General features: G+C 73.6%; 16 protein-coding genes and 1 pseudogene. 7 read left to right on the top strand and 10 right to left on the bottom strand.

All coding sequences use genetic code 11. The features are described from left to right. Nucleotides 1-14: 14 nt before the first annotated feature. Nucleotides 15-2,117: a DUF6077 domain-containing protein gene (locus tag V6U88_RS14850; RefSeq protein ID WP_334453382.1), complete on the top strand. Its 2,103-nt coding sequence runs from the start codon at nucleotides 15-17 to the stop codon at nucleotides 2,115-2,117. A gap of 249 nt (nucleotides 2,118-2,366) precedes the next feature. Continuing rightward, the gene (locus V6U88_RS14845; protein ID WP_334453380.1) at nucleotides 2,367-4,124 is read left to right on the top strand and encodes a CDP-glycerol glycerophosphotransferase family protein; all 1,758 of its coding nucleotides are present in this window, start codon (nucleotides 2,367-2,369) and stop codon (nucleotides 4,122-4,124) included. Between the two features lie 60 nt (nucleotides 4,125-4,184). Here V6U88_RS14845 and V6U88_RS14840 read toward each other — a convergent pair whose 3' ends face one another. Beyond that, complete coding sequence (locus tag V6U88_RS14840; protein WP_334453378.1) at nucleotides 4,185-4,523, bottom strand: DUF952 domain-containing protein; 339 nt, start codon at nucleotides 4,521-4,523, stop codon at nucleotides 4,185-4,187. A gap of 133 nt (nucleotides 4,524-4,656) precedes the next feature. Here V6U88_RS14840 and V6U88_RS14835 point away from each other — a divergent pair, with 133 nt between their 5' ends. Together V6U88_RS14835 and V6U88_RS14830 are read left to right on the top strand one after the other, a co-directional pair. After that, nucleotides 4,657-5,313 (top strand): response regulator transcription factor, encoded by a 657-nt coding sequence (locus V6U88_RS14835; protein WP_334453376.1) that lies wholly within the window; start codon nucleotides 4,657-4,659, stop codon nucleotides 5,311-5,313. Between the two features lie 10 nt (nucleotides 5,314-5,323). After that, nucleotides 5,324-6,706, top strand: a pseudogene (locus tag V6U88_RS14830) (sensor histidine kinase); the annotation flags it as partial. Between the two features lie 139 nt (nucleotides 6,707-6,845). Here the strand turns inward: V6U88_RS14830 and V6U88_RS14825 are convergent. The 4 genes from V6U88_RS14825 to V6U88_RS14810 form a co-directional block, all read right to left on the bottom strand. Continuing rightward, nucleotides 6,846-7,748, bottom strand: coding sequence for a TAXI family TRAP transporter solute-binding subunit (locus V6U88_RS14825; RefSeq protein ID WP_334453511.1), 903 nt, complete (start codon nucleotides 7,746-7,748; stop codon nucleotides 6,846-6,848). Nucleotides 7,749-7,869: 121 nt separating this feature from the next. Beyond that, on the bottom strand, nucleotides 7,870-8,520 hold the full coding sequence (locus V6U88_RS14820; RefSeq protein ID WP_334453374.1) for a hypothetical protein: 651 nt from the start codon (nucleotides 8,518-8,520) through the stop codon (nucleotides 7,870-7,872). Nucleotides 8,521-8,619: 99 nt separating this feature from the next. Then, entirely contained in the window at nucleotides 8,620-9,414 is a 795-nt protein-coding gene (gene yaaA, locus V6U88_RS14815; RefSeq protein WP_334453372.1) for a peroxide stress protein YaaA, read from the bottom strand. A gap of 22 nt (nucleotides 9,415-9,436) precedes the next feature. Then, nucleotides 9,437-11,059, bottom strand: coding sequence for a hypothetical protein (locus V6U88_RS14810; protein ID WP_442934631.1), 1,623 nt, complete (start codon nucleotides 11,057-11,059; stop codon nucleotides 9,437-9,439). Between the two features lie 118 nt (nucleotides 11,060-11,177). Here V6U88_RS14810 and V6U88_RS14805 point away from each other — a divergent pair, with 118 nt between their 5' ends. Beyond that, nucleotides 11,178-12,221: an App1 family protein gene (locus V6U88_RS14805; protein WP_334453368.1), complete on the top strand. Its 1,044-nt coding sequence runs from the start codon at nucleotides 11,178-11,180 to the stop codon at nucleotides 12,219-12,221. Between the two features lie 350 nt (nucleotides 12,222-12,571). Here the strand turns inward: V6U88_RS14805 and glgB are convergent, their stop codons facing one another. The 3 genes from glgB to glgA are packed head-to-tail and all read right to left on the bottom strand — an operon-like array spanning nucleotide 12,572 to nucleotide 18,047. Next, a complete protein-coding gene (gene glgB / locus V6U88_RS14800; protein WP_334453366.1) occupies nucleotides 12,572-14,674 on the bottom strand; it encodes a 1,4-alpha-glucan branching protein GlgB in 2,103 nt (700 codons plus the stop codon). After that, on the bottom strand, nucleotides 14,662-16,800 hold the full coding sequence (locus V6U88_RS14795; RefSeq protein ID WP_334453364.1) for an alpha-1,4-glucan--maltose-1-phosphate maltosyltransferase: 2,139 nt from the start codon (nucleotides 16,798-16,800) through the stop codon (nucleotides 14,662-14,664). Before V6U88_RS14795 ends, glgB begins: the two co-directional genes overlap by 13 nt. A gap of 38 nt (nucleotides 16,801-16,838) precedes the next feature. Continuing rightward, nucleotides 16,839-18,047, bottom strand: coding sequence for a glycogen synthase (gene glgA / locus V6U88_RS14790; RefSeq protein WP_334453362.1), 1,209 nt, complete (start codon nucleotides 18,045-18,047; stop codon nucleotides 16,839-16,841). Nucleotides 18,048-18,119: 72 nt separating this feature from the next. On the opposite strand from glgA, the gene glgC reads away from it, so the two are divergent. Beyond that, nucleotides 18,120-19,352 carry a glucose-1-phosphate adenylyltransferase gene (gene glgC / locus V6U88_RS14785; protein ID WP_334453359.1) on the top strand — a complete coding sequence of 411 codons (1,233 nt, stop codon included), beginning with the start codon at nucleotides 18,120-18,122 and terminating at the stop codon, nucleotides 19,350-19,352. A 43-nt stretch (nucleotides 19,353-19,395) separates the two neighbouring features. Next, nucleotides 19,396-21,039 carry a phosphoglucomutase (alpha-D-glucose-1,6-bisphosphate-dependent) gene (gene pgm, locus V6U88_RS14780; RefSeq protein ID WP_334453357.1) on the top strand — a complete coding sequence of 548 codons (1,644 nt, stop codon included), beginning with the start codon at nucleotides 19,396-19,398 and terminating at the stop codon, nucleotides 21,037-21,039. A gap of 14 nt (nucleotides 21,040-21,053) precedes the next feature. On the opposite strand, the gene V6U88_RS14775 is transcribed toward pgm, so the two are convergent. Together V6U88_RS14775 and V6U88_RS14770 are read right to left on the bottom strand one after the other, a co-directional pair. Then, complete coding sequence (locus V6U88_RS14775) at nucleotides 21,054-21,983, bottom strand: NAD(+)/NADH kinase (RefSeq protein WP_334453355.1); 930 nt, start codon at nucleotides 21,981-21,983, stop codon at nucleotides 21,054-21,056. Between the two features lie 89 nt (nucleotides 21,984-22,072). After that, on the bottom strand, nucleotides 22,073-25,189 hold the full coding sequence (locus tag V6U88_RS14770; RefSeq protein WP_334453353.1) for a M14 family metallopeptidase: 3,117 nt from the start codon (nucleotides 25,187-25,189) through the stop codon (nucleotides 22,073-22,075). Between the last annotated feature and the right edge of the window lie 227 nt (nucleotides 25,190-25,416).

Genomic DNA, 25,416 nt, shown 5'->3' with positions numbered 1-25,416 from the left:
GACAAGGACGATTCGTGCCCCACGTCGAACACGTCGCCGTCGCGCCCGCCGGCTCCGGCCCGGAGGCCGGCCGGCCGGAGTCCGGGCGGACCGGCGCCGCACAGTCGCGGTCCACCTCGGCGCGACTGCGGTCCCTGGTCGCTGCGGCACCCGTGCTGCTGACCGACGCGGGCGTGGTGGCGTTCGCGCTCTGGACCGTGCTGTACCACCTCGCCTTCCTCGTCGACCTGGCTCCGTCGGTCACGTTCCTGGTCTGGGCGGCGACCTGCGTCGCCGTTCTCGTCGCCCGGCTCTGGTGGCGCCGCCGGGCCGCCTCGGCGCCGGCCACCGAGCCCGAAGACGCAACCGCCGCCGACGCGGCGGTTCCCGCGCACCCGCGCCCCCTGCTCGTCGGGGTCCTCGCGACCGCTGCCGTCGCCGCCGTCGCCGCGGGCCTGACCGCCCAGAAGGAAGGCCCTGGCTCGGGCATCCCGTGGTGGATCCCGGGCGGTCTCGGCGCGGTCGCCGCGGTCGGCGCGCTGTTCCTGACCCGGCGCCGCTGGCTGGCCACCCCGCCGGCAGCGGCCCCGAGCGCCGCGCCCACCCCGCTCGCGTCGGCGTACGCCCTGCTCATCGCCGTGGGGGCTGCGGTCTCCGGGCTCTTCTTCGCGCGCAACTCCGTCGACGACGCGTTCTTCATGGGCAAGTCGGTCTGGGTCGCCGAACGCGACGAGGTGCCGTTGCGCGACTTCCTGTTCACCGACGGCGTCGCGCCGGCGATGAACGCCCAGCCGCCGGTGCCCTCGATCGAGGTCTTCTACGGCGCCTTCGCGCATGTCTTCGGCCTGCACGCCTCCTCCGCGACCTGGTACGTCGTGACACCCGCCATGGCGGTGCTGGCCGTGCTGGCCCTGTGGCGACTGGTGCACCGGTGGGCGCCGCGCCGTGCCCCGCTCGCCTTCACCGTGGCCGTGGCCTACCTCTACCTGGTCGCGGGCGAGGACGCCGCCCTCGGCACCTTCCACCTGACCCGGCTGCACCAGGGCAAGACCATGTTCGTGGCGGCGGTTGTGCCGCTGATGTGGGTGTACCTGACGGAATGGTTCGACTCGCGGTCGAAGCGAGGGCTGTTCCTCATCGCCGCGCTGTCCGTCGTGGCCACCGGCCTCACCACCACCTCAGCCATCATCCTGCCGCTGCTGGTCGGTGGCGCGGCGTTCGCGATGCTGGTGGTGGGCCGGTGGCGGGACGCCCTGCTCGCCGGTGCCGCCGCGCTGCTCTACCCGGTCGGCGCGACGATCTGGTCCCGGCTCAACGCGGGCCCGATCACCGAGAACGCGGCGGCGGCCTTCTACGACGCCGAGCTCACCTACCGGCGCACGTTCCTGTTCGGCGTGCTCGGCGTCATCGGTGGTCTGGCCCTCTGGCTCGGCCCGCTGATCGCCCGCCGGCGCACCCCGCAGCTGATGGTCGGCGGCAGCACCCTGGCGATGAGCGTGATCCTGGTCCCGGGCGTGCTCGAGGTGATCAACAGCCTGACCGGCATCGGCGTCGTGCTGTGGCGGGTGCCGTGGATGTTCGCCCTCACCGCGGTCGTCGGCCTGCTCTGCACCGTCGACCTGCCGCGCCTGCGGGCCGTCGGCAGCGCCGCCGTCGCGGTGGCCCTGGTCGCCGGGTTCGCCGTCCTCGGCACGCCCATGTGGTCGCCGAAGAGCTACGTGACGGTGCACGACGAGCCGGTGTGGAAGGTGCCGGAGACCCGCAAGCAGGTCGTCTTCTGGATGACCCGCCTGGACCGGCCCGACGGCGTGGTGCTCGCCCCGTCCACCTTGATGCACACCGCCCCGATGGTCACCAGTCGGATGCGGGTGGTCAGCCCGAACGACCGCTACCTGCCGGACTACGACATGAAGTCGCAGTTCGTGCAGGACCGGTTGAAGCTGGTCGCGCTCGCCAACGGCGCCACCGAGCTCGCGCCGGTTCCCGAGCTCTCCGCGGCGATCGAGCGGCTGGACGTCACCACGATCTGCGTCTGGTCCGGGAACCAGGTCGCCCGCGACCTCGCGCCACAGCTGGGCTTCGAAGAGTTCGCCAAGCGCAAGCGGCCGGGGGCGGTGACCTGCTTCCGCCGGAGTTGAGACCGCGGGTCCGGCGCAGCCGTCCCGTCCTGCGGGGTGGGCCGGCTGCGCCGGGCGTCCGCGCCGGGGGACGGACGACCCGGAAACAGCGTTGACACCCAAGCGTCGCCTCGGCGTCCACTCGCGTTAAGGTCGCAGTCACCCGCAGCCGGTCGAACCGGACACGGCGCGGCGGAACCACCCACGTCGCGGCGTGACGTCGACGACCACGGGCATCGCCCGTCATCGATCTCGTAGGGAGCGTACTCGTTGTTCGGCACGTTAATGGAACGCATCGGCGTCGCCGCCCGTGGCGCGCTGCTGGTGCTGTCCTACCTGGTCATGCTCGTTGCGGGCGCCCTCGGCTGGGTCCCGGTCTTCGCCGTGGCCGGGCTGGCCGCCGTCGTCGGTGAGTACGCCCTCACCCGGTGGTCGCCGCCGTCGGACCTGCTGCTGGAGAAGGTCGGCCTCAACCGCGGCTACCGGCAGCTCAGCCGGGACCTCGCCACGGTGCTGCTGGTCGCCGCGACGGTCGGGCTGACCGGGACCGAGCTGACCTGGCTGCTGCTCCTGCCGGCCGCGGTGTGGGTGACCGCGGTCTTCTCCGGCGCGCTCAACACGATGATCGACCGCCGGAACCCGATCTCCGCGCTGGTCCGCAACATCGAGCTGGGCCCGATCCGGTCCGCGCCCCGCCCGCCGCAGTGGGCCGCCGACCTGGCCGGCATTCCGCTGGCCGTGGTCAACGTGCTGCTGATCCCGGCCGCGGTGGTGAGCGCGGTGCGCGACGACGCCGCCCCGGTCCTGGTGGTCGGCGCGGTGGCGGCCGTCGTGGCGGCGGCGGTCGGCGGGATCATCGCGCTGACCTGGCTGCGCGGCCGGGGCACCGGCAAGAGCCCGGTGCTGCCGGTGCTGCAGCGCTGGCTGGACAGCTACCGGCCCGAGGTGGCGCTCTACTTCGCCGGCCCGGCCAAGGACGTCTACCAGGCCAACATGTGGCTGGCCCCGACCGAGGCGCTGAACCAGCGCGGCATCGTGCTGATGCGCAGCAAGGAGGCCTTCCTCGAGCTGGCCGACACCCGGCTGCCGGTGGTCTGCGTACCGGCCGGGGTCGACTTCATGAACCTCGAACTGGGCAGCGTCCGCGCCGCGCTCTACGCCGCCAACGTCGGCGCGAACATCCACATGCTCCGCGAGCCGGGCATGAAGCACGTCTTCGTCGGTCACGGCGACAGCGACAAGGCGGCCAGCGTCAACCCGTACAGCAAGGTGTACGACGAGGTGTGGGTCGCCGGCCTCGCCGGCCGCGAGCGCTACGCCCGGGCCGCTGTCGCCGTGCGCGACGAGGACATCGTCGAGATCGGACGTCCGCAGCTCGCCGGGGTGCACACCTTCGGCGCGCCCGCGCAGGACCGGCCGTTCACCGTCCTCTACGCCCCCACCTGGGAGGGCTGGCTGGAGGACGACCCGTACCACACCTCCGTGGTGCTGATGGGGGAGCGGATCGTCAAGGGCGTGCTGGCCACCTCGCCCGCGGTCCGGCTGATCTACAAGCCGCACCCGCTGACCGGCTCCCGGTCCAAGGAGGCCAAGGCGGCGCACGAGCGGATCGTGGCGCTGGTCCGGGCGGCCGGCGGCGATGTCGACGCCACCTCGCTGGACGGGCCCGGCCACCGGGTGGTCACCGGCCGCGTGCCGGCGCTGTTCGACTGCTTCAACCAGACCGACCTGCTGATCAGCGACGTCTCCAGCGTGGTCTCCGACTTCGTGCAGAGCCAGCGGCCGTACGTGGTGGCCAACCCGAGCGGGCTGCCCGAGGACGAGTTCCGCCGGGAGTTCCCGACCTCGCGGGCGGCGTACCTGCTCTCGGTCGACTGCGGCGAGCTGGAGAAGATCCTCGCGCTCACCCGGGCCGGCGACGACCCGATGACCGAGGCCCGGCGCGAGCTGAAGACCTACCTGCTCGGCCCGGCCGAGGCCAACCCGATGGAGCGGTTCCAGGAGGAAATCGGCCGGCTCTGCCACTGATCCACCGGCACCAGGGGCCCGGGACGACACGTCGTCCCGGGCCCTTCGCCGTGTCCCCGCTCAGCGCAGCAGGTCGGCCACCGCCTCGGCGGCGGGCACGTCCGCCGGCAGCTCCGCGACGTCGGTGACCGCCGCCAGCGGCAGCCGGCCGTACAGGTGCGGGAACCGGGCGCCGTCGCGCGACGGCTCCCAGCGAAGCTCGTCGCCGAGCCGCTGCGGGTCGACGGTGAGCAGGGCCAGCCCGGTGGCGCCGGCGTAGTGACGCCGGGCGGTCTCCACGATCTGGTCCGCCGCCGAGAAGTGCAGGAACCCGTCCTGGCGGTCCAGGGCGGAGGCGGGGACGTACCCGTCGACACCGGCCCGCGCCCACTCGTCGACCGTCACCAGTTTGTAGATCATGACGGCAGCGTACGACCCGCTCCACCCGCCCCGGGGCCGGTCGGCCGGGTCCACCGGCCGGACCGGGCCTCCCGCCCGTCGCGCTCGTCTGCCACCATTCGCACGTCATCCGTACGACGAATGGGGGTCACCGGTGCGCATCCTGCTGGTCGAGGACGACCGACGGGTGGCCGCCGCCCTCTCCTCGGCGCTGACCCGGCGCGGGTACGAGGTCGAGCACGCCGCCACCGTCGCCGCGGCGCTCTCCGCCGCCCCCTGCGACCTGGTGCTGCTGGACCTGACGCTGCCCGACGGGGACGGCACCGAGGTCTGCCGGGAGCTGCGCCGGCGCAGCAGCCAACTGGGCATCATCGCGGTGACCGCCCGGGGCGAGGAACGCGACCGGGTGCTCGGCCTGCGGCTGGGCGCCGACGACTACGTGGTGAAGCCGTTCTCGATGGTCGAGCTCCAGGCCCGGATCGAGGCGGTGCTGCGCCGCGCCTCGCACACCGTGCCGGAGCGGGGCCTGATCGAGGCCGGCGCGGTGCGCATCGACGTCGCCGCCCGTACGGTCACCGTCGACGGCCGGTCGGTGGCGCTGACCCGCAAGGAGTTCGACATCCTGCTGTCGCTGGCCCGCCAGCCCGGCGTCGCGGTGCCCCGGGACCGGATCCTGCTGGACGTCTGGGGCACCACCTGGGCCGACCGGCACACCGTCGAGGTGCATGTGGGCTCGCTGCGGGGCAAGCTGGGCGAGCCCCGCCTGGTGGAGACCGTGCGCGGGGTCGGCTACCGGCTGCGCGGCGAGTGAGGGGCGGCAGGTGCGTCGTCGACTGGTCACCAGCTACCTGCTGCTGATGGTGCTGGTGCTGCTGGCGTTGGAGACCCCGCTGGCGGCCACCCTCGCCTCCCGGGAGACCGACCGGGTACGCGCCGACCGGCTCGCCGACGCGACCCGGTTCGCCTCGCTGGCCGGGCCGGCGCTGCGCGGCGGCGTACCCGGGCCGCTCAGCGGCGAGCTGGCCGCCTACGAGGAGCTGTACGGCATCGGCGCGGCGGTGGTGGACCGGGACGGCCGTACCGTGGTGGGTTCGCCGGGCTGGCGCGGCGGCCGGGACGCCGAGGCGGCGCGCGACACGGCGCTGTCGGGCCAGCAGTTCAGCGGTCCGGAGGCGGTCTGGCCGTGGGTGGACGGCCCGCTGCTGGTGGCGGTGCCGATCAACGACGGCGGTGAGGTGCTCGGCGCGGTGGTGACCGCCACCCCGGCCGGCAAGGTCCGCCGCACGGTGACGGTCTGGTGGCTGCTGCTGGCCGGGATCGGCCTGCTCGCCGTGCTGGCCTGCGTCTCCACCGCGTTCGGGCTGGCCGGCTGGGTGCTGCGACCGGTGACCGAGCTGGACGCGGTGACCCACGAGATCGCCGAGGGCGACGGGGGTGCGCGGGTGCAGCACCGGCTGGGCCCGCCCGAGCTGCGCCGGCTCGCGGCCAGCTTCAACAACATGGCCGACGCGGTCTCCGACGTGATGGACCGGCAGCGGGCGTTCGTGGCCCACGCCAGCCACCAGCTGCGCAACCCGCTGACCGCGCTGCGGCTGCGGGTGGAGGAGCTGGGGCCGAGCCTGACCGACCCGGACGGCCGGGCCGAGCACCGGCTCGCCCTGGAGGAGACCGACCGGCTGGCGCTGGTGCTCGACGCCCTGCTCACCCTGGCCCGCGCCGAGCGGGAGGAGAACCAGCGGGTGACCGTGGACGCGGCGGAGGTCGCCGCCTCACGGGTCGCCGCGTGGGAGCCGCTGGCCCGGCACCGCTCGGTCGCCCTCCGGCTGCACACCACCGGCCCGGCGTACGCCCGGACCGTGCCCACCGCCGTCGACCAGGCCCTCGACGCGCTGATCGACAATGCGGTGAAGTTCAGCGGGGCCGGGGGAGAGGTGACCGTGACCGTCCGGTACGCCGACGGCGGCACCGCCCTGGAGGTGCGCGACACCGGGCCGGGCATGACCCCGGGGCAGCTCGACCAGGCCACCGAGCGGTTCTGGCGGGCGCCGGACGCGCAGAACATCGACGGCGCGGGGCTGGGGCTGACCATCGTCGCGGTGCTGGTGGACGCCTCCGACGGGCGGCTGACGATGCGCGCCGGCGAGCCGCGCGGCCTGGTCGCGGAGCTGTGGTTCCCGGCGCCCTGGGACGGCTCGACGGGTGACGCGGAGGCCGCACCGGCCCCCGAGGGCCACGTTGCCGCCGACGAGACGGGCCCGACGGACGCCGTGGTCCCGGGCCAGGCGGGCCCCGAGCCCGCCACCGGACCGGCCGGCGTCGACGGACCGCCGGGGTCCGCCCCGGTCAGGGCTTGACGGAGCGGTACCAGCCGGCCGCGCCCGGGTGCAGCGGCAGCGGCGCGGTGGCGATCGCCGAGCGGGGACTCATCCGGCCGGCCGCCGGGTGGGCGGCGGCCAGTTCCGCCCGGCGTTCCATCAGCAGCCGGGTGACCTCCCGGACCAGCGGCTCCGGCAGGTCCGCCCGGACGATCAGGTAGTTCGGGTTGGCGACCGTGGTGACCGGGTCGAGGCGGTAGACCGAGCGCGGCACGTCCCGCGACACGTACACCTCCCGGTAGCTGCGGCGCAGCGGCTCGGTCCACTCGCCGAGGTCGACGATGCGGGTGGCCGAGTCGGCCGCCAGTTCGTCCACCGCCCGCACCGGCAGCCCGCCGGAGAAGAAGAACGCGTCGATCGTGCCGGCCCGCAGCGCGGCCACCGAGTCGTCCAGGTTGAGGTGCGCCTGGCGTACCCGGTCGCCGCCGAGCCGGGCGACCTCCAGCAGCCGGGTCGCGGTGACCTCGGTGCCGGAGCCCGCCGCGCCCACCGACACCCGCCGGCCGCGCAGGTCGGCCACCGTCCGGACCGGGCCGCCGGCGGTGGTGACCAGGTGCAGCAGGTCGTCGTAGACCCGGGCCACCGCGACCGTCGACGGGTGCGCGGCGGGCCCGGTGGGCAGCACGTCGGCCTGGGTGAAGCCGAGTTCGGCCGCCCCCGCGCCGACCAGCCGCACGTTCTCGGCGGAGGCGGCGGTGACCACCACGCTGGCGCGCACGCCGGGCAGCTCGCGGTTGAGGATGGCGGCCAGCGACTGCCCGAAGGCATGGTAGACGGCGGTCGGGCTGCCGGTGGCGATCCGGATCGGCACCGGCTCGGCCGGGGTGTCCCGGCACGCGCCGAGCCCGGTCGCCGACACGGCCAGCAGCATCAGCAGCGCCGCCGGGGCGGCGACGCGCCGCCAGGCGGTGGCGGTCCAGCAACGGCTCACGGGCAGCACTGTGCGCCGCGCACCGCCCCGGGCGCAAGCCCGTGTGGTCGAGGTACCCGGCTCAGCGGGCCGGGGCGAGCGCCGCGCGGTCCATGATCCTGAGCCGGTCCGGGCCGTCGGCGACGCTGACCACGAAGCAGCCGGCCCCCGGCCGGAGCAGAGCCGGGACCTCCAGCAGGGCCGCGCTGCGGACCAGCACGGCGGCCAGCTCCCGGTCGGTCAACCGGATGCCCAGGATGTGCCGGCGCACGTGCCGCCCGCCGGCCAGCAGCGCCGACCGCCAGGCCGCCGCGGCCAGCCGGGAGCGCCAGGCCGCCCGCGCCGTCGACGCGCCGGGAGCCGGCCCGGTCAGCAGCTCACGGCGGCCCCGCCGCCAGCCCGACTCGCGCAGCTCCGCGTACGCCGCCCGGTGTTCCCGGGGCACGTGCAGGCGGTGCAGTTCGTACCGGCGGCGCAGCCCGCCGCTGACCACCTCGTGCTCCACCGGCACGTCCAGCCGGTTGAGCAGCTGCCGCATCCGCAGCGCGGCGTCCTCCCGGTTGAACTCCGCCACCGGACGGTACGGCTCGACCGGGCCGCGCACGGCGGCCGGCGGGGGTGTGCAGCGGACCAGGCAGGCCACCTCGAACGCGTCGCCCAGGGTCAGCCAGTCCATCGGCGGCGGGGGCGGCGGAACGCGGGGCCGGTCGAGCAGGGTGGGTTGCGGGGCCATCGGACCGCTCCTTGTCGGCGTCGGGGTCCCCTTACCGTCACCCGCCGACCGGCCGGGTTCCACCGATCCGGCCCAGCCTTGAGGAAATCTTGCGGCTGGCTAGAGTTCGGTGACCACCACGTCGAGCTGCCGGGGGCGCCCGGCGGCGGTCGGCTGCTCCTCGACCGTGTACTTGAGGTCACGCAGCGCGGTGACCAGCCCGGTGGCGGTGCGTGGCCGGGCCCCGGCGAGAAGCAGGTCGCGCACCAGCCGACCCTTGGTCGCCTTGTTGAAGTGGCTGACCACGCTGCGGGTCGGCCCGGCCGGCGTCTCCCGCTCGTGCAGCACCCGCACCGTCACCGTCCGGCCGGCCAGCTCGCCGCGGGGTGTCCAGGTGGCGGCGTACGCGCCGGAGCGCAGGTCCAGCACCGGCCCGTCGCCGGCCGCCGCCGCCATCGCCGGGGCCAGGGCCTGCCGCCAGTACGCCGACAGCGCCCCCACCCCCGGCAGCTTCGCCCCGATCGGGCAGCGGTACGGCGGGATCCGGTCGGTGAGGCGTACCGCGCCCCAGAGGCCGGAGCTGATCAGCACCGTCCGGCGCGCCGCGCGCTGCGCCGGGGCCGGCAGCGAGGCCAGGTCGAGCGCCTCGTAGAGCACCCCGGTGTAGACCTGCCCCGCCGGTGCGGTGGCCGCCCGGTCCAGCCGCGCGTTGCGGGCCAGCTCGCCCCGCTGGCCGGCGCTGAGCCCGAGCGCGGCCAGCGCCGCCGCCTCGTCGCCGCTGCTGAGCGTGATCAACGAGGCCAGCACCTCCTGGCGGGCCGGAGTCAGCTCGGGCAGGGAGAGCCGGGTCAGGTCGAGCCGCCGGCCCGTGCCGGCGTCGGCCTTCCCCTCGGAGGGCGGCAGCAGGATGAGCACGCCGCCAGCGTACGGGCCGGGCTCAGCGCCACGGCCGCACGGCGGTCGGCGGGTGGTACACGCGATATCCGGCGACCTCCACCAGGGCGGCGGCGTCGGCCTGCTCGCGGAGCAGACGGCGCAGCCGGCGTTCCGCCGCGGAGCCGACCTCCACCACGTACCCGGGCCGCTCCGCCCGGCCGACCTGCTCCCAGTACGGCCGGTAGCGGTTCTGCCCGGGGGTGAGCGCGCCGTCGAGCACCGCGCAGACCACCCGCTCGCCGGTGGCGAAGGTGAGCCGATTGCAGGTCCAGTAGTCGCCGTACACCTCGCGCAGCCCGGTCCGGCGCACCGCGTCGGCCAGTTCCCGCGCCTGCCGCTCCTCGTCCTGGGCCGCCTTCGTACCGGTCAGGAAGAGCCCGGTGGCCACCACGGCGGTGGCGGTCAGCCCGGCCAGCGCGGCGGTCGCGGTCGCCCCGGCCAGCCGGCCCGCCGCACCGACCGTGCCCCGCCAGCAGGCCACCGCCGCCGCCCAGAGCGGCCAGAGCACCGCGGGCAGGGAGATCTGCAGCACCGACAGGTAGCGGGCGTTGCCCAGCGGGTCCGTCACGGTGAGCGGACTGCGGACGTACGCGAGCAGGGTCAGCGCCGCGCCGGCGACCAGGGTGAGCTGCGCGACCGGCCGGACCCGCCGGGCGGTGGGCAGGCCGGCGGTCCGGCGGTACGCGACCAGCGCGAGCAGCGCGGCGAGCGCCAGCAGCACCGGGTAGAGCAACCCGAACCACTCCTGCCAGCGGGCGCAGCCGGTGATCGGGCAGAGCCCGGTGGCCAGCGGCACCCCCTCCAGCAGGCCGCCGCGCACCCGCGCCGACCAGGGCGGGGGCGGGCCGGCGGTGGCGCTGACCTCGCGCAGCACCGACAGCGAGTCCGAGCCGGGCGGCGCCACCAGGTTGTCCCAGATCATCGGTGCCACCCCGACGACGAAGCCGGCCACCAGCAGCAGCCCCGGCCAGCCGAGCAGGTCCCGGCGGGCGGCGTAGAGCAGCAGCAGCCCGGCCACCGCCAGGTACGGCACGATCAGCCAGTCCGACCAAAGCGCCAGCCCGGCCAGCAGCCCGGCGGCGCCGATCGCGGCCCACCGGCGGCGCACCCGGCCCTGCGCCAGCGCCACGGCGATCAGCAGCATCGCCAGCACCGCCGGTTTCACCTCGGGCCGGCCGCCCACCACGGTCAACTGGTCGCGGACCACCCGTTCGGTGCCGAGCGCCAGCAGGCCCACCACGAAGGTGGCGAACCAGGGCGAGTAGAGCCGCCGGGTCAGCCGGTACGCCAGCCAGAGGAAGAGGGCGTAGAGCACCAGCAGCGGCAGCCGCAGCACCGGCCAGCTCGGCCCGGCCAGCGCCACCAGCGGCGCCGCCAGGTACGCCTCGGCCATGCCCATGTAGTGCTGCCCGTAGAGGAACACCGGGCGCTCCCGGCCGGCGGCGATGTGCACGGCGGCCAGGCCGAAGGTCGCCTCGTCGCTGTTGGAGGGGGGAATGGTCAGCAGGGTCAGCACCAGCCGGTAGCCCACCGCGGCCACGCCGAGCAGCAGCGCGACGAGCGCCGGCCGGTCGAGCCGCGGACGCCCCGCGTGGTCCTGCGGTTCTGATGTCGACACGACCAACGCCCCCGTCGTCGTCCCGACCGGAGTGTGTCACGCCGTGACGGAGGCCCGGGGCGGTTCCGGGGAGCCCGGCACCTCTCGCGTGGCCGCTTCCGCCCACGTGTGGCAGGGTTGCAGCGTGCCACCCACTCCCGCTGGCCAGCTGGCCGTACCGAATCTGCACCGGGCCGCACGGATCGAGGACGCCGTCCACCAGCTGGTGGAGCGTCGCCTACGGCGCACCGGCTGGCAGGCCAACATCGTCGCGTACGCGGGCTACGGCGCGCCGGGCTGGGCGCGGGTGCTCTGCCGGGTGCTGCTCGGCCGTCCGGACACCCGGCAGCGGGGCCGGCTGGACAAGGTACGCGGCTGGCGCAGCTTCACCACCCTGCCGGCGAAGCACGTCAAGGTGACCATCGAGGCGGGTGGGGTCACCCACGAGGCGCAGGCCGACCGGAGCGGCTTCGTCGACACCGTCGTCGAGGGCGACTTCACCCCCGGCTGGTCGTCGGTACGCCTCAGCGTCGCCGACGCCGAGCCGGCCGAGGCGTTGGTGCGGATCCTCGACCCGGAGGTCCGCTTCGGCATCCTCTCCGACATCGACGACACGGTCATGGTCACCGCGCTGCCCCGGCCGCTGCTGGCCGCCTGGAACACCTTCGTCCTGGACGAGCACGCCCGGGCCGCGGTGCCCGGCATGGCGGTGCTCTACGAGCGGCTGGCCACCGCCCACCCGGGCGCGCCGGTCTTCTACCTCTCCACCGGGGCGTGGAACGTCGCGCCGACGCTGACCCGGTTCCTCTCCCGGCACCTCTACCCGGCCGGTCCGCTGCTGCTGACCGACTGGGGCCCGACCGCGGACCGGTGGTTCCGCAGCGGCCGGGAGCACAAGCGGGCCACCCTGGCCCGGCTGGCCCGGGAGTTCCCGGAGGTGCGCTGGCTGCTGATCGGCGACGACGGGCAGCACGACCAGGAGATCTACCGCGAGTTCGCCGCCGCCCACCCGGACAACGTCGCCGGGGTGGCGATCCGTCGCCTCTCGCCGACCCAGTCGGTGCTGGCCGGTAGCCTGCCCGCCCCGGCCGGCCAGTCCTCCTCCTCGGGGCCGGTGGGGCAGAAGTGGCTCTCCGCGCCGGACGGGGCCGGGCTCTGGAAGCTGCTGCGCGACGCCGGCCTGGTCTGACGTACCGCCCGACCAGGCCGCGCCGTGGTGCATGCCTGGTCGATGTCGCAGTGAGCGACATGCCTCTGAGGCATATTTATGACTCAGAGGCATATCGCTCACCAGGAACATGTCTCCCAGGGCGACCGGACCGACCGGCCCGCGACCGGACCGACCGGACCGACCGGCCCGCGACCGGACCGACCGGACCGACCGGCCCGCGACCGGACCGACCGGACCGACCGGCCCGCGACCGGACCGACCGGACCGACCGGCCCGCGACCGGACCGACCGGACCGACCGGCCCGCGACCGGACCGACCGGCCCGCGACCCGGGCGGGACACCACCAGCCGACCCGGGAAGAGCGCGGTCAGTCGCGGCGGAGCCAGAGGACGCCGAGCGGCGGCACCCGCAGCGCGACCGACGCCGCCATGCCGTGCCACGGCACGTCCTGCGCGTGCACCGCGCCGAGGTTGCCGACCCCGGACCCGCCGTAGTGCTGCGCGTCCGTGTTGATCACCTCGGTCCAGGTGCCGCCGGCGGGCAGGCCGATCCGGTAGTCCTCCAGCGGCAGGGCGGAGAAGTTCGCCACGCAGACCAGCGTCGCGCCGTCGGGGGCGATCCGGACGAACGAGACGGTGTTGTGGGCGACGTCGTCCCCGGCGATCCAGCGGAAGCCGGCCGGGTCGGTGTCCTGCGCCCAGAGCGCCGGCGTGGCCCGGTAGGCCGCGTTCAGGTCGGCGACCAGCCGCTGCACCCCGGCCCGGGCCGGGTCGTGCGACAGGTACCAGTCGAGACCGCGCTCCTCGCTCCACTCCCGATCGTCGGCCAGCTCGCAGCCCATGAAGAGCAACTGCTTGCCCGGGTGCGCCCACATGTACGCCAGCAGCGCCCGCACGTTCGCCAGCCGCTGCCAGGTGTCGCCGGGCATCTTGGCCGCCAGCGACCCCTTGCCGTGCACCACCTCGTCGTGGCTGATCGGCAGCACGTAGTTCTCGCTCCAGGCGTACGCCAGGGAGAAGGTGAGCTGATGGTGGTGGTGCTGCCGGTAGATCGGGTCCTTGGAGGTGTAGAGCAGGGTGTCGTGCATCCAGCCCATGTTCCACTTGAACCCGAAGCCGAGCCCGCCGTCGGCGGTCGGCCGGGTCACCCCGGGCCAGGCGGTGGACTCCTCGGCGATCATCACCACCCCGGCGTGGTGCTTGTAGACGGTGGCGTTGACCTCCTGGAGGAACGCGATCGCCTCCAGGTTCTCCCGGCCGCCGTGCACGTTCGGGGCCCACTGCCCCTCCTGGCGGGAGTAGTCCAGGTAGAGCATCGAGGCGACGGCGTCCACCCGCAGGCCGTCGACGTGGAACTCCTCGCACCAGTAGAGCGCGTTGGCGACCAGGAAGTTGCGCACCTCGTGGCGGCCGAAGTCGAAGACGTACGTGCCCCAGTCGGGGTGCTCGCCGCGCCGCGGGTCGCGGTGCTCGTACAGCGGGGTGCCGTCGAAGCGGGCCAGCGCCCACTCGTCCTTGGGGAAGTGCGCCGGCACCCAGTCCAGGATCACGCCGACGCCCGCGCCGTGCAGTGTGTCGACGAGGTACCGGAAGTCGTCCGGGTCGCCGAAGCGGGAGGTCGGCGCGAAGTAGCCGGTGACCTGGTAACCCCAGGAACCGCCGAACGGGTGCTCCATCACCGGCAGGAACTCCACGTGGGTGAAGCCCATCTCGGTGACGTACGCGGTCAGCTGCTCGGCCAGCTCCCGGTAGCCCAGCCCGGGCCGCCAGGAGCCGAGGTGCACCTCGTACACGCTCATCGGCTCCTGGTGCGGCTGCCGCCGCGCCCGCCGCTCCAGCCATTCGGCGTCCGACCACTGGTACGTCGAGTGGTGCACCACCGAAGCCGTGGCCGGGGGCACCTCCGCGTACGCGGCGAGCGGGTCGGCCTTGTCCCGCCACCGCCCGTCGGCGCCGAGGATGCGGTACTTGTAGCGGGCGCCGACCCGTGCCTCGGGCACGAAGATCTCCCACACCCCGCTGGAGCCGAGGGAGCGCATCGGCCAGCCGTCGTCCGCGCCCCAGCCGGTGAAGTCGCCGACCACCCGTACGCCACGGGCGTTGGGCGCCCACACCGAGAACGCCACGCCCTCGTCGAAGACCCGGGCGCCGAGCGCCTCCCAGAGCCGCTCGTGGCGGCCCTCGCCGATCAGGTGCAGGTCCAGCTCGCCGATGGTCGGCGGGTAGCGGTACGGGTCGTCGGTGACCTGCCCGTCGGCCTCGATCCGGTAGTCGAGCACGGTCCCCTCGACCCGGGTCTCGAAGACGCCGACGTCGTGCACCCGCTTCATCGGGTGCCGCTCGTCACCGATCCGCAGCATCACGTCGCCGGCGCCGCGGCGCATGGCGCGGATCGTGGTCCACCCGTCGGCGGGGTGCGCGCCGAGCATGGCGTGCGGGTCGTGCGTCGCGCCGGCGATCAGCTGGTCCATCGGGCGTCCTTAGCGGCGGAAGCGGTCGGGTCGACGCCACCCGCGAGGCCGCCCGCCGGGGCGGGAGCGGTCGGGGCGGTGCCACCCGAGAGGTCGGCGGGTACGTCTTCGACGGTCAGCTCGGCCGGGGCCGGGACCGCCGGCGCGGGTGCCGGGGGCGACGCCGGCCGGCGGACCGTCAACACGTGCGCGGGCTGAAGGTACGGGTCGAGGCGGACGGCGTTGCGCTGCCCCCACTCGTAGCTGGTGCCGGTCAGCTCGTCGTGGACGGTGAACCGCTCGTGCCAGTCGAAGCCGAGCGCGGGCATGTCCAGAGTGGTGTTGCCCCACTGCACGGTGTGCGAGTCGAACGAGCAGACCACGATGACGGTGTTGCCGCTGTCCGGGTCGTGTTTGGACCAGCAGAGCAGTGCCGGGTTGTCGATGTCGTGGAAGCGCAGGTTGCGCAGCTGGTGCAGGGCCGGGTTGTCCCGGCGTACCCGGTTGAGGGTGGCGATGAACGGCGCCAGCGAGCGGCCCTGCGCCTGCGCGCCGGCCCAGTCCCGGGGGCGCAGCTCGTACTTCTCGTTGTCCAGGTACTCCTCGGCGCCGGGGCGGGCGACGTGCTCGAAGAGCTCGAACCCGGCGTATACGCCCCAAGAGGGGGAGAGCAGCGCGGCCAGCACCGCCCGGATCTTGAACATCGGCGGGCCGCCGTGCTGCAACGAGGAGTGCAGGATGTCCGGCGTGTTCGGCCAGAAGTTCGGTCGCATGTAGTCGGCCGCGGCCACCAGCTCCTCGCAGTACGCCCGCATCTCCGCCGCCGACGTGCGCCAGGTGAAGTACGTGTACGACTGGGTGAAGCCGATCTTGCCGAGCCCGTGCATGATCGCCGGCCGGGTGAACGCCTCGGCGAGGAAGAGCACGTCCGGGTCGACCTTCTTGACCTCGGCGATCAGCCAGTGCCAGAAGTCGAACGGCTTGGTGTGCGGGTTGTCCACCCGGAAGATCCGGATGCCCTCGCCGACCCAGTGCAGCACCACCCGCAGCACCTCGGTCCGGATGCCCTCCGGGTCGTTGTCGAAGTTCAGCGGGTAGATGTCCTGGTACTTCTTCGGCGGGTTCTCCGCGTACGCGATGCTGCCGTCGGCCCGGGTGGTGAACCACTCCGGGTGCTCGGTCACCCAGGGATGGTCCGGCGCGCACTGCAACGCCAGGTCCATCGCCACCTCCAGCCCCTGCTCGGCGGCGGCGGCGACGAAGTCGCGGAAGTCCTCCGGCGTACCCAGGTCGGGGTGGATGGCGTCGTGGCCGCCCTCCGCGGCGCCGATCGCCCACGGCGAGCCCACGTCGTCGGGCCCGGCGGTCAGCGAGTTGTTGCGGCCCTTGCGGTTGACCCGGCCGATCGGATGGATCGGGGGCAGGTAGAGCACGTCGAAGCCCATCGCCGCGACGCCCGGGAGCCGGTCCATCGCGGTGACGAAGGTGCCCGAGCGGGCCGGCGAGTCGACGGTGGCCGGGATCGCGCCCTCGGAGCGGGGGAAGAACTCGTACCAGGCGGAGAAGAGCGCGCGGGGGCGGTCCACCCAGAGCCGGCGCTGCTCGCCGGTGGTGACCAGCTCGCGCACCGGGTTCTCCCAGAGCAGGTCGGCCAGCTCCAGGGCCGGGGTGACCCGGCGGGGCAGGTCCAGCTCGGTGTCGCGCAGCGCGGCCACGGCGGACTTCACCCGCACGACGTCGGCGGCCGGCACCAGCTCGGCCGCCGCCGTCAGCACCCGGACGCCCTCGGCGAGGTCGTTGGCCAGCTCGGCCGGCCCCTGCCCGGCGGCGATCTTCTTGGTCACCGCGTTCTGCCAGGTCAGGTAGGGGTCCTGGAACGCCTCGACGGTGAAGACCCAGTCGCCGACCGCGTCGGGGCGGATGACGGCGTGCCAGGTGTCCTGCCCCGGCTCGCCGGGGCGCATCCGGGTGAAGGGGCGCGCCGCGCCGTCCGGGCCGCACCAGACCACGTTGCAGCCGAGCGCGTCGTGCCCCTCCCGGTAGGCGCGGGCCGACACGGGCACCACCTCGCCGACCACCGCCTTGGCCGGGTAGCGACCGCAGGCGACGACGGGGGAGACGTCTTCGATCGGGAACCGTCCGCTCACCCCGACAACCTACTGCGCGAGATCGCTTCGCGCTCGGGTCAGCCTGCCGCTCCCACCGACCGGTACACCTCCATGGTGCGGGCCGCGACGGCGTCCCAGGAGAAGTGTTCGACGGCCCGCCGCCGCCCGGCCCGGCCGAACTCGGCGGCCCGTGCCGGGTCGGCCAGCACCTCGTTGATCCGGGCGGCCAGGTCGGCCACGAACCGCTTCGGCTCCAGCGGCCGGCCGGAGCCGTCGCCGGCCTGTTCGATCGGCACCAGCAGCCCGGTCTCGCCGTCGGCGACCACCTCGGGGATGCCGCCGGTGGCGGTCGCCACCACCGCCGTCTCGCAGGCCATCGCCTCCAGGTTGACGATGCCCATCGGCTCGTAGACCGACGGGCAGACGAAGATCGTCGCGTGGGTGAGCACCTGGATCACCTCGTGCTTGGGCAGCATCTCGGCCACCCAGACCACCCCGGAGCGGTTGGCCCGCAGCTCGCCGACCAGACCCTCCACCTCGGCCGCGATCTCCGGCGTGTCGGGGGCGCCGGCGAGCAGCACCAGCTGGGTGTCGGCGGGCAGCTCCCGGGCCGCGCGCAGCAGGTAGGGCAGGCCCTTCTGGCGGGTGATCCGGCCGACGTACACCACGCTCGGGCGGGACGGGTCGATGCCGAGCCGGTCCACCACGTCGGTGCCGGGGTCCGGGGCGTACTGGGCGGTGTCGATGCCGTTGTAGACCACGCGGACCCGGTCCGGGTTCACCTCCGGGTACGCGGTCAGGACGTCGCGGCGCATCCCCGCGCTGACCGCGATGATCGCGTCGGCGGCCTCCACCGCCGTGCGCTCGCACCAGGACGAGAGCGCGTACCCGCCGCCGAGCTGCTCGGCCTTCCACGGCCGCAGCGGCTCCAGGCTGTGCGCGGTCACCACGTGCGGCACGCCGTGCAGCAGCTTCGCGGTGTGCCCGGCCAGGTTGGCGTACCAGGTGTGGCTGTGCACCACGTCGGTGCCGGCGCAGCCCGCGGCCATCTCCAGGTCGACGCCCATGGTGCGCAGCGCGGCGTTCGCGCCGGCCAGGCCGGCCGGTTCGGCGTACGCGGTGACGCCGGGCTCGGTGCGGGGCGCGCCGAAGCAGTGCACCCGGACGTCGGCGAGTCGGCGCAGTTCCCGGGCCAGGTACTCGACGTGCACCCCGGCTCCGCCGTACACCTCCGGCGGGTACTCCCGGGTCAGCAGATCCACGCGCAGCCGTGCCGATTCCGTCATGCCCCCGCACCCTAGTGCAGAACTGTGCCCGTACGAGTGGTGAAGTCGCAGCGGGATGGATAGCGTCGGGACATGGCTGCCAAGGTGCTCGCGATCGTCCTGGCCGGCGGAGAAGGCAAGCGCCTCATGCCGCTCACCACGGACCGGGCCAAGCCGGCCGTCCCGTTCGGCGGGATGTACCGCATGGTCGACTTCGTCCTGTCCAACCTGGCGAACGCCGGCTTTCTCAAGATCGTCGTGCTGACCCAGTACAAGTCCCACTCCCTGGACCGGCACATCACCAAGACCTGGCGGATGTCGACGATGCTCGGCAACTACGTCACGCCGGTGCCGGCGCAGCAGCGTCGTGGCCCGTGGTGGTTCGCCGGGTCCGCCGACGCCATCTACCAGAGCTTCAACCTGATCAACGACGAGCAGCCCGACTACGTGATTGTCTTCGGCGCCGACCACATCTACCGGATGGACCCCCGGCAGATGGTGGACGACCACATCGCCTCCGGCGCCGGGGTCACCGTGGCCGGCATCCGGCAGCCGCTGTCGATGGCCGACCAGTTCGGCGTCATCGAGGTCGGCGAGGACGGCCGGCGGATCCGGGCGTTCCGCGAGAAGCCCACCGACGCGGTCGGCCTCCCCGACGCACCGGACCAGATCTACGCCTCGATGGGCAACTACGTCTTCAGCACCGGCGCGCTCTGCGAGGCGGTCGAGCGGGACGCGGAGGACAAGACCAGCAAGCACGACATGGGCGGCAGCATCATCCCGATGCTGGTGGAGCGGGGCGAGGCCAACGTCTACGACTTCAAGGACAACGAGGTGCCGGGCAGCACCGACCGCGACCGCGGCTACTGGCGGGACGTGGGGACGCTGGACTCGTTCTACGACGCCCACATGGACCTGATCAACGTGCACCCGGTCTTCAACCTCTACAACTTCGACTGGCCGATCTACAGCAACCAGCCGCCGTACCCGCCGGCCAAGTTCGTCCACCAGTGGGGCGAGCGGGTCGGCCGGGCGGTCGGCTCGATGGTCTCGCCCGGCGCGGTGATCTCCGGCTCGCTGGTGGAGAACTCGATCGTGTCGCCGAAGGTCAAGGTCCACTCCTGGGCGCACGTCGACGGCGCGGTGCTGATGGAGGGCGTCGAGATCGGCCGGCACGCGGTGGTCCGGCGGGCCATTCTGGACAAGAACGTCTTCGTCCCCGAGGGCGCGGAGATCGGCGTCGACCTGGAGAAGGACCGCCAGCGCTACACCGTCTCCGACAACGGCATCGTGGTGATCGGCAAGGGCCAGCGCGTCGAGCCGTGAGCCCCGCCCGCACCTCAGTCACGAACATCAGGAGGATCCCGCAGTGGCCCACCCCCGTGCCGGACAGCCCGCCGAGCCCGCCGACCTGGTCGACGTGCCCCGGTTGCTGACCGCCTACTACGCCGAGCACCCGGACCCCGACGACCCGGCGCAGCAGGTCTCCTTCGGCACCTCCGGCCACCGCGGGTCGGCCCTGCGCAACGCCTTCAACGAGGACCACATCCTCGCGGTCACCCAGGCGCTCTGCGACTACCGCCGCGAACGGGGCCTCGACGGCCCGCTCTTCCTCGCCCGGGACACCCATGCGCTCTCCGCGCCGGCCGAGGCCAGCGCGCTGGAGGTGCTCGCCGCCAACGGCGTCACCGTGCTGCGGGACAGCCGCGACGGCTACACCCCCACCCCGGCGCTCTCGCACGCCGTGCTGACCCACAACCGGGGGCGCACCAGCGGCCTCGCCGACGGCATCGTCATCACCCCGTCGCACAACCCGCCCGACGACGGCGGGTTCAAGTACAACCCCACCCACGGCGGGCCCGCCGACACCGACGTCACGAAGTGGATGCAGGACCGGGCCAACGCGATCCTCGCCGCCGGCCTCAAGGAGGTCCGGCGCATCCCGTACGCCCGGGCCCGCGCCGCCGACACCACCGCCGGGTACGACTTCCTCGCCGGCTACGTCGACGACCTGCCCGCAGCGATCGACATCGACGCCATCCGCGCCGCCGGGGTGCGCATCGGCGCCGACCCGCTCGGCGGGGCCAGCGTCGCGTACTGGGGGGAGATCGCCGAGCGGCACCGGCTGGACCTGACCGTGATCAACCCGACGGTCGACCCGACCTGGCGGTTCATGACCCTGGACGGCGACGGCAAGATCCGGATGGACTGCTCCTCGCCGAACGCGATGGCCTCGCTGATCGCCGCCCGCGCCGACTACCAGGTCTCCACCGGCAACGACGCCGACGCCGACCGGCACGGCATCGTCACTCCCGACGGCGGCCTGATGAACCCCAACCACTACCTGGCGGTGGCGATCGGCCACCTGTTCCGTACCCGGGAGCAGTGGGGGCCGGCGGCGGCCGTCGGCAAGACGCTGGTCTCCTCCTCGATGATCGACCGGATCGCCGCGGACCTGGGCCGTCCGCTGCTGGAGGTGCCGGTGGGCTTCAAGTGGTTCGTGCCCGGGCTGCTCGACGGCGCGGTCGGCTTCGGCGGCGAGGAGAGTGCCGGCGCGTCCTTCCTGCGCCGCGACGGGAGCACCTGGACCACCGACAAGGACGGCATCCTGCTCTGCCTGCTCGCCTCGGAGATCATCGCCACCACCGGGCGGACGCCCAGCGAGCACTACGCCGAGCTGACCGGGCGCTTCGGCGCCCCCGCGTACGCCCGGATCGACGCCCCGGCCACCCGCGAGCAGAAGGCCGTGCTCGGCAAGCTCTCCCCGGAACAGGTGGGCGCCACCGAGCTGGCCGGCGAGCCGATCACCGCGACGCTCACCGCCGCGCCCGGCAACGGCGCGGCGATCGGCGGGCTGAAGGTGACCACCGAGTCGGGCTGGTTCGCCGCCCGCCCGTCCGGCACCGAGGACGTCTACAAGATCTACGCCGAGTCGTTCCAGGGGCCGGAGCATCTGGCCCGCATCCAGGAGGAGGCGAAGGCGCTCGTCGACGGGGTGCTGGCCAAGGCCTGAGCGCGGGCGCGCGGTCAGCGCGGCGGGGGCAGCTCGCGGCGGTTCAACTGCTCCCGCATCCCGTCCGGCAGCAGCTCGCGCAGCTGCTCCGGCAGCAGCGGCAGGTCCAGCAGGCTGAGCTTGAGCTGTTTGCGCTCCTGGTAGCGGCGGGGGTCCAGGCGTACCACCAGCCCCGCGTCCTGCTGGTACCGCAGGTGCACCGCGCCCTCGGTCGAGGCCTCCCGGATGATCACGCCGTCCATCTCCACGGCCACCGGCGCCGAGCCGGGCAGCAGCTCCAACCGGATGGTCTCGTCGCCGGAGAGCACCACCGACCGGGAGATGCCGCTCATCGGCGCCGACGGCGTCAGCACCAGGGCTTGCGTCGCCGGCGAGATCAGCGGCCCGCCCGCCGCGTAGCTGTACGCCGTCGAGCCGGTCGGCGTGCTGACCACCAGTGCGTCGCAGCGGTAGTAGCCGTACCGCTGCCCCTCCACGGCCAGGGTGGCGGTGACGAAGCCGGACCCCGGATGACGGACGAGGGCGATGTCGTTGAACGCCACCACGTCGTCCCCGCACACGTCGCAGGCCAGGCAGGCGCGCGACTCGACGGTGAAGTCGTGGGCGACCAGCCGGTCCAGCGCCCGGGGCAGATCCGGCGGCTCGACCTCGACGAGGAAGCCGAGCTTGCCCAGGTGCACCCCGAGCACCGGCTTCGGGTCCCGCACCGCCGAGCGCAGCGCACCGAGCATGGTGCCGTCCCCGCCGATGCTGATCAACGCGTCCGACCGGTGGGCCAGATCCGCCTCCGGCACCAGCTCCACCGACGGCGGCACCCGGTGCCGGTCCTCGGCGCGGACGGCGAGGCTCTTACCGTGCCGGACCGCCCAGCGTTCGATGATCTCTACAACCTCGGAGACGTCCCGGGTGGGATGCAGCACCAGACCGAACAGGAACCCCGCCACCGGTACAGCTCATCACACGGGCCGCCGCTCCGGCAGCCGTACGGACAGGTGCGGCGGCGGTCAGACACCGCCGCCGCACCCGCGTGGCGTTACCGCCGGGGCCGTCCGCTCAGGTGCGCCAGCGACCGGGCGACCAGGTCGTCCCGGGCCGCCGGGGCCAACCCCTCCAGGCCGAAGCCGAGATAGACGGTGTCGTCGGTGACCACCGCCGCGCCCTCGGTGAACGCCTGCTGGCTACGGGCCCAGTCGTTGCCGCCCGGCGCGGAGCCCGGCGGCGGCCCGGCCACCGTCCAACCACCCAGGTCCGGCGTCTCGAAGGAGGTCTCCGAGACGACCGTGCCGTCGGTGATCACCCGCGCGTCGTCCAGGAAGACACCCAGGCCCTGGGTACCCCAGTCGGAGACGTACGAGATGGAGACCTCGACCTGCTTGCCGGCGTACGCCGACAGGTCGACGGCGAACTCCCGCCAGCCGCCGGAGCTGCCGGTGGCCGCGTTCCAGCTGCCGGTGCTGCCCGTGGGGGAGCAGTCGGCGCCCTGGTAGTGGGCGAGGAACGGATGCAGGGCCTCCACCCAGCCCGACTCGCAGCTCTCACCGGTCTCGGTGCCGGTGCGGCCGTTGGCGTCCGGCAGCGTCGTCCAGTCGTCGCTGCCCACCTCGTGCGCCTCGACGATCAGGAAGTCCCAGTTCTGCTCGATGTCGTACGAGGCGAAGAAGCGCAGCTCCCCGCTGGTCGCCGAGGTGAGGTCGACGGTGCGGGTGAGCCGCTTGTACGACTCGTCGGACCGCCCGCTGTACAGGTACCACTCGCCGGTGCGGGGGTCGAACGGGGCGCTGCCCGGCCGGGCCCAGTCCACCGCTGCCGAGCTGGCGAACTGCGGGAACTCATCCGGGGGCAGGAAGCTCGACGTGGTGAGGAACGAGGCCGTGTGGTCCTGGTTTCCCGCCGAGCCGGGCGCGTTGAGCTGCCCCTCGAAGCCGGCGAAGGCCCCGTCCGCGCCGCGCAGCGGGTACGGGGTGCCGTCCGGGTCGCTGCCGCCGTCGCTGACGTAGTTGTACGCCCCCAGGTAGTACTGCTGGAAGTCGTTCAACAACGGCAGGCAGGTGGCGTCGTCCGGGTCGGCGCACTCCGCCACGGCCGGGTCCGGCTGGTAGACGTACGAGCCGTTGGCGGCCTGGGCGAAGAGCGCGTACTTGCCGCTGACCAGCAGCTTGCCGCCCTCGTTGAGGTAGTCGCGCACGGCCAGCTCGGTCTCCAGGGCCGCGCGGGCGGCGGTGCCGCCGACCTGGCCGGGGGAGCGCAGGATGATGTCGTCGCCGGTCTCCCAGACCACCGCCCGGTAGTGCGACAGCACACCCAGCGGGTGCGGGGCGGCGCGGCCCATCGCGTCGAAGTCGTAGACGTCGCTGCTGCGGCCCGCCTTGGCCAGGGAAGCGGCGATCTCGTCGGCGTACTTCGCGCTGGTTCCGCCGGTCTGCGCCGGGCTGAGCCCGGTCACGTCCTCCACCGCGAGCACCAGTACGTCCCCGCCGATGTCGGTGTGCACCCGGTAGGTGAAGCGTTCGCTGGCCACCGGGCCGCTGCGCGGCTTGACCCCGGTGAACCACACCTCGACCCGGTCACCCGGCTTCGTGCCGGTCACCGTGCCGCGCAGCTCGGCGTAGTAGTCGTCGTGCGTGTCGCCGTACCGCTCACCGCCGCGCCACTCGCGGACCTTGACGGTCTTGGGACGGCCGCCGTTGACCACGTAGTGCATCCGGACGTCCCGCAGCGCCCGCCGGGTGATCGACGCGACCTGCTGGGTGCGCCCGTAGGACGTGTTGAAGGAGTCGACCACGAAGTCGGGGGTACTGCGGCCGACCACCGACACCGGGTCGTCCGGGTCGGCCGCCGACTTCGCCACCGACAGCGCGAACGGCAGGTTCTTCGCCACCTCGGCGGAGATCAACTTCTCGTCGTCCGGGAAGATGAACCCGCTGATGCAGTCCTCCGGCCGCCACTGGTCGTCCGGGTCCGAGGCGGCCGCCGCCTGGCAGGTCGACATCTCCGGAGTGAAGCCGAGGGTGCCGTAGCGGACCGTGGCGTGCGAGTCGGTGTCGCCATTGGTGGTGTACAGCTCGGCGGAGATGTCCGGGTCGTAGCCGGGCACCGCCGGGTGGGCGTCGTCGCCGACCATCGCCTCGTAGATGACGTCGTCCGGGGTCGGCGTGCTCACCTGCCAGCCGACGCCGTAGAGCAGCAGCTGGGCGGCCGAGTGGTAGTTGACGAAGAACTCGAAGCCGACCCGCTTGAAGAGCCGGTCCAGCGCCTTGGTCTCCGGCTCCGAGTTGGGCGCGGGGCCACGGTAGGTGTCGCTGTTCGGCTCCGGCGAGGAGCCCTCGTCGTCGTAGCCCCACTTGTAGCTGAAGTTGCGGTTCAGGTCGACGCCGTCGGCCGTGGTGACCTGCCCGTCACCGTCGTTGTCGCGCAGGTTCTTGCGCCACAGCCGGTTGCCCGGGGTGAAGGTGTGGTCGTAGCCGTCCGGGTTCGCCACCGGCAGGAACCACAGCTCGGTGCGGTCCACCAAGCGGGTGATCTCCGGGTCGCTGCCGTAGTTGTCCAGCACGTGGTGCAGCAGGCGGCGGGTCATCTCCGGGGTGATCCACTCGCGGGCGTGCTGCGCGCTGCCGTAGAGCACCGCCGGGCGTCGCCCGTCCGGTACGGTCCGGGCGTTCTTCGTCACCTTCACCGCCAGGATCGGTTTGCCCTGGACGGTGCGACCGATCGTCTCCAGCTTGGCCAGCTTCGGGAACCGCGCTGCCGTGGCGGTGATCTCGTCCCGGAGGCCACCGGGCTCGCTGTACGACCGGAACGCGTCCCAGCCGGCCGCCGCCTGCTCGCGCAGCGCCCGGGACGCCTCCTTGCCGCGTACCTTCTTGACGTCCAGCCGCACGCCCTGGTCGGCCAGGCGCGCCGCCTCCCGCTTGCTGAGCACCGTCTCGACCCGGGTGGCCCCGTTCTCATCGGTGCCGCGGTGGTCGTGGCCGAGGTCGACGCCGGACGCGCGCAGCTTCTCCAGCTGTTGCGGGTCGAGCGTGCCGACGTACACCTCCAAGCTGTCGCGGCCGCCCGGGTCAGACGGTGGCCGTGCGCTCGCCGGTGCGGTCAGCGCCAGCGCGCCGACCAGGGTGAACACGCCGGCGATCGCCAGCCGTGTTGGTCTCATCGCATCCCCTTCGGTGGAAGGACCTGTGGGGCGAGCCTTCCGCCCGGCGGAGATGAATGTCAATGGGCAAGCAGGTCAATGCCGAGAGCGGTTCGGCCCGGTCGGCACCCGGCACAGGAGCCGTGGCCGAGCGAACTGGGCGGCCTGCTCGCCCGACGGTGGGCACCGGCGCGGCGGGGCGGTGCGGGTAGTGCCCAGTCGCCGGGTCGGGAGCCAAGCGCGAAGGC

It is taken from the genome of Micromonospora sp. CPCC 205739 (assembly GCF_036906795.1).
Lineage (GTDB): Bacteria > Actinomycetota > Actinomycetes > Mycobacteriales > Micromonosporaceae > Micromonospora.
This window is presented reverse-complemented; position numbering and strand designations above follow the sequence as displayed.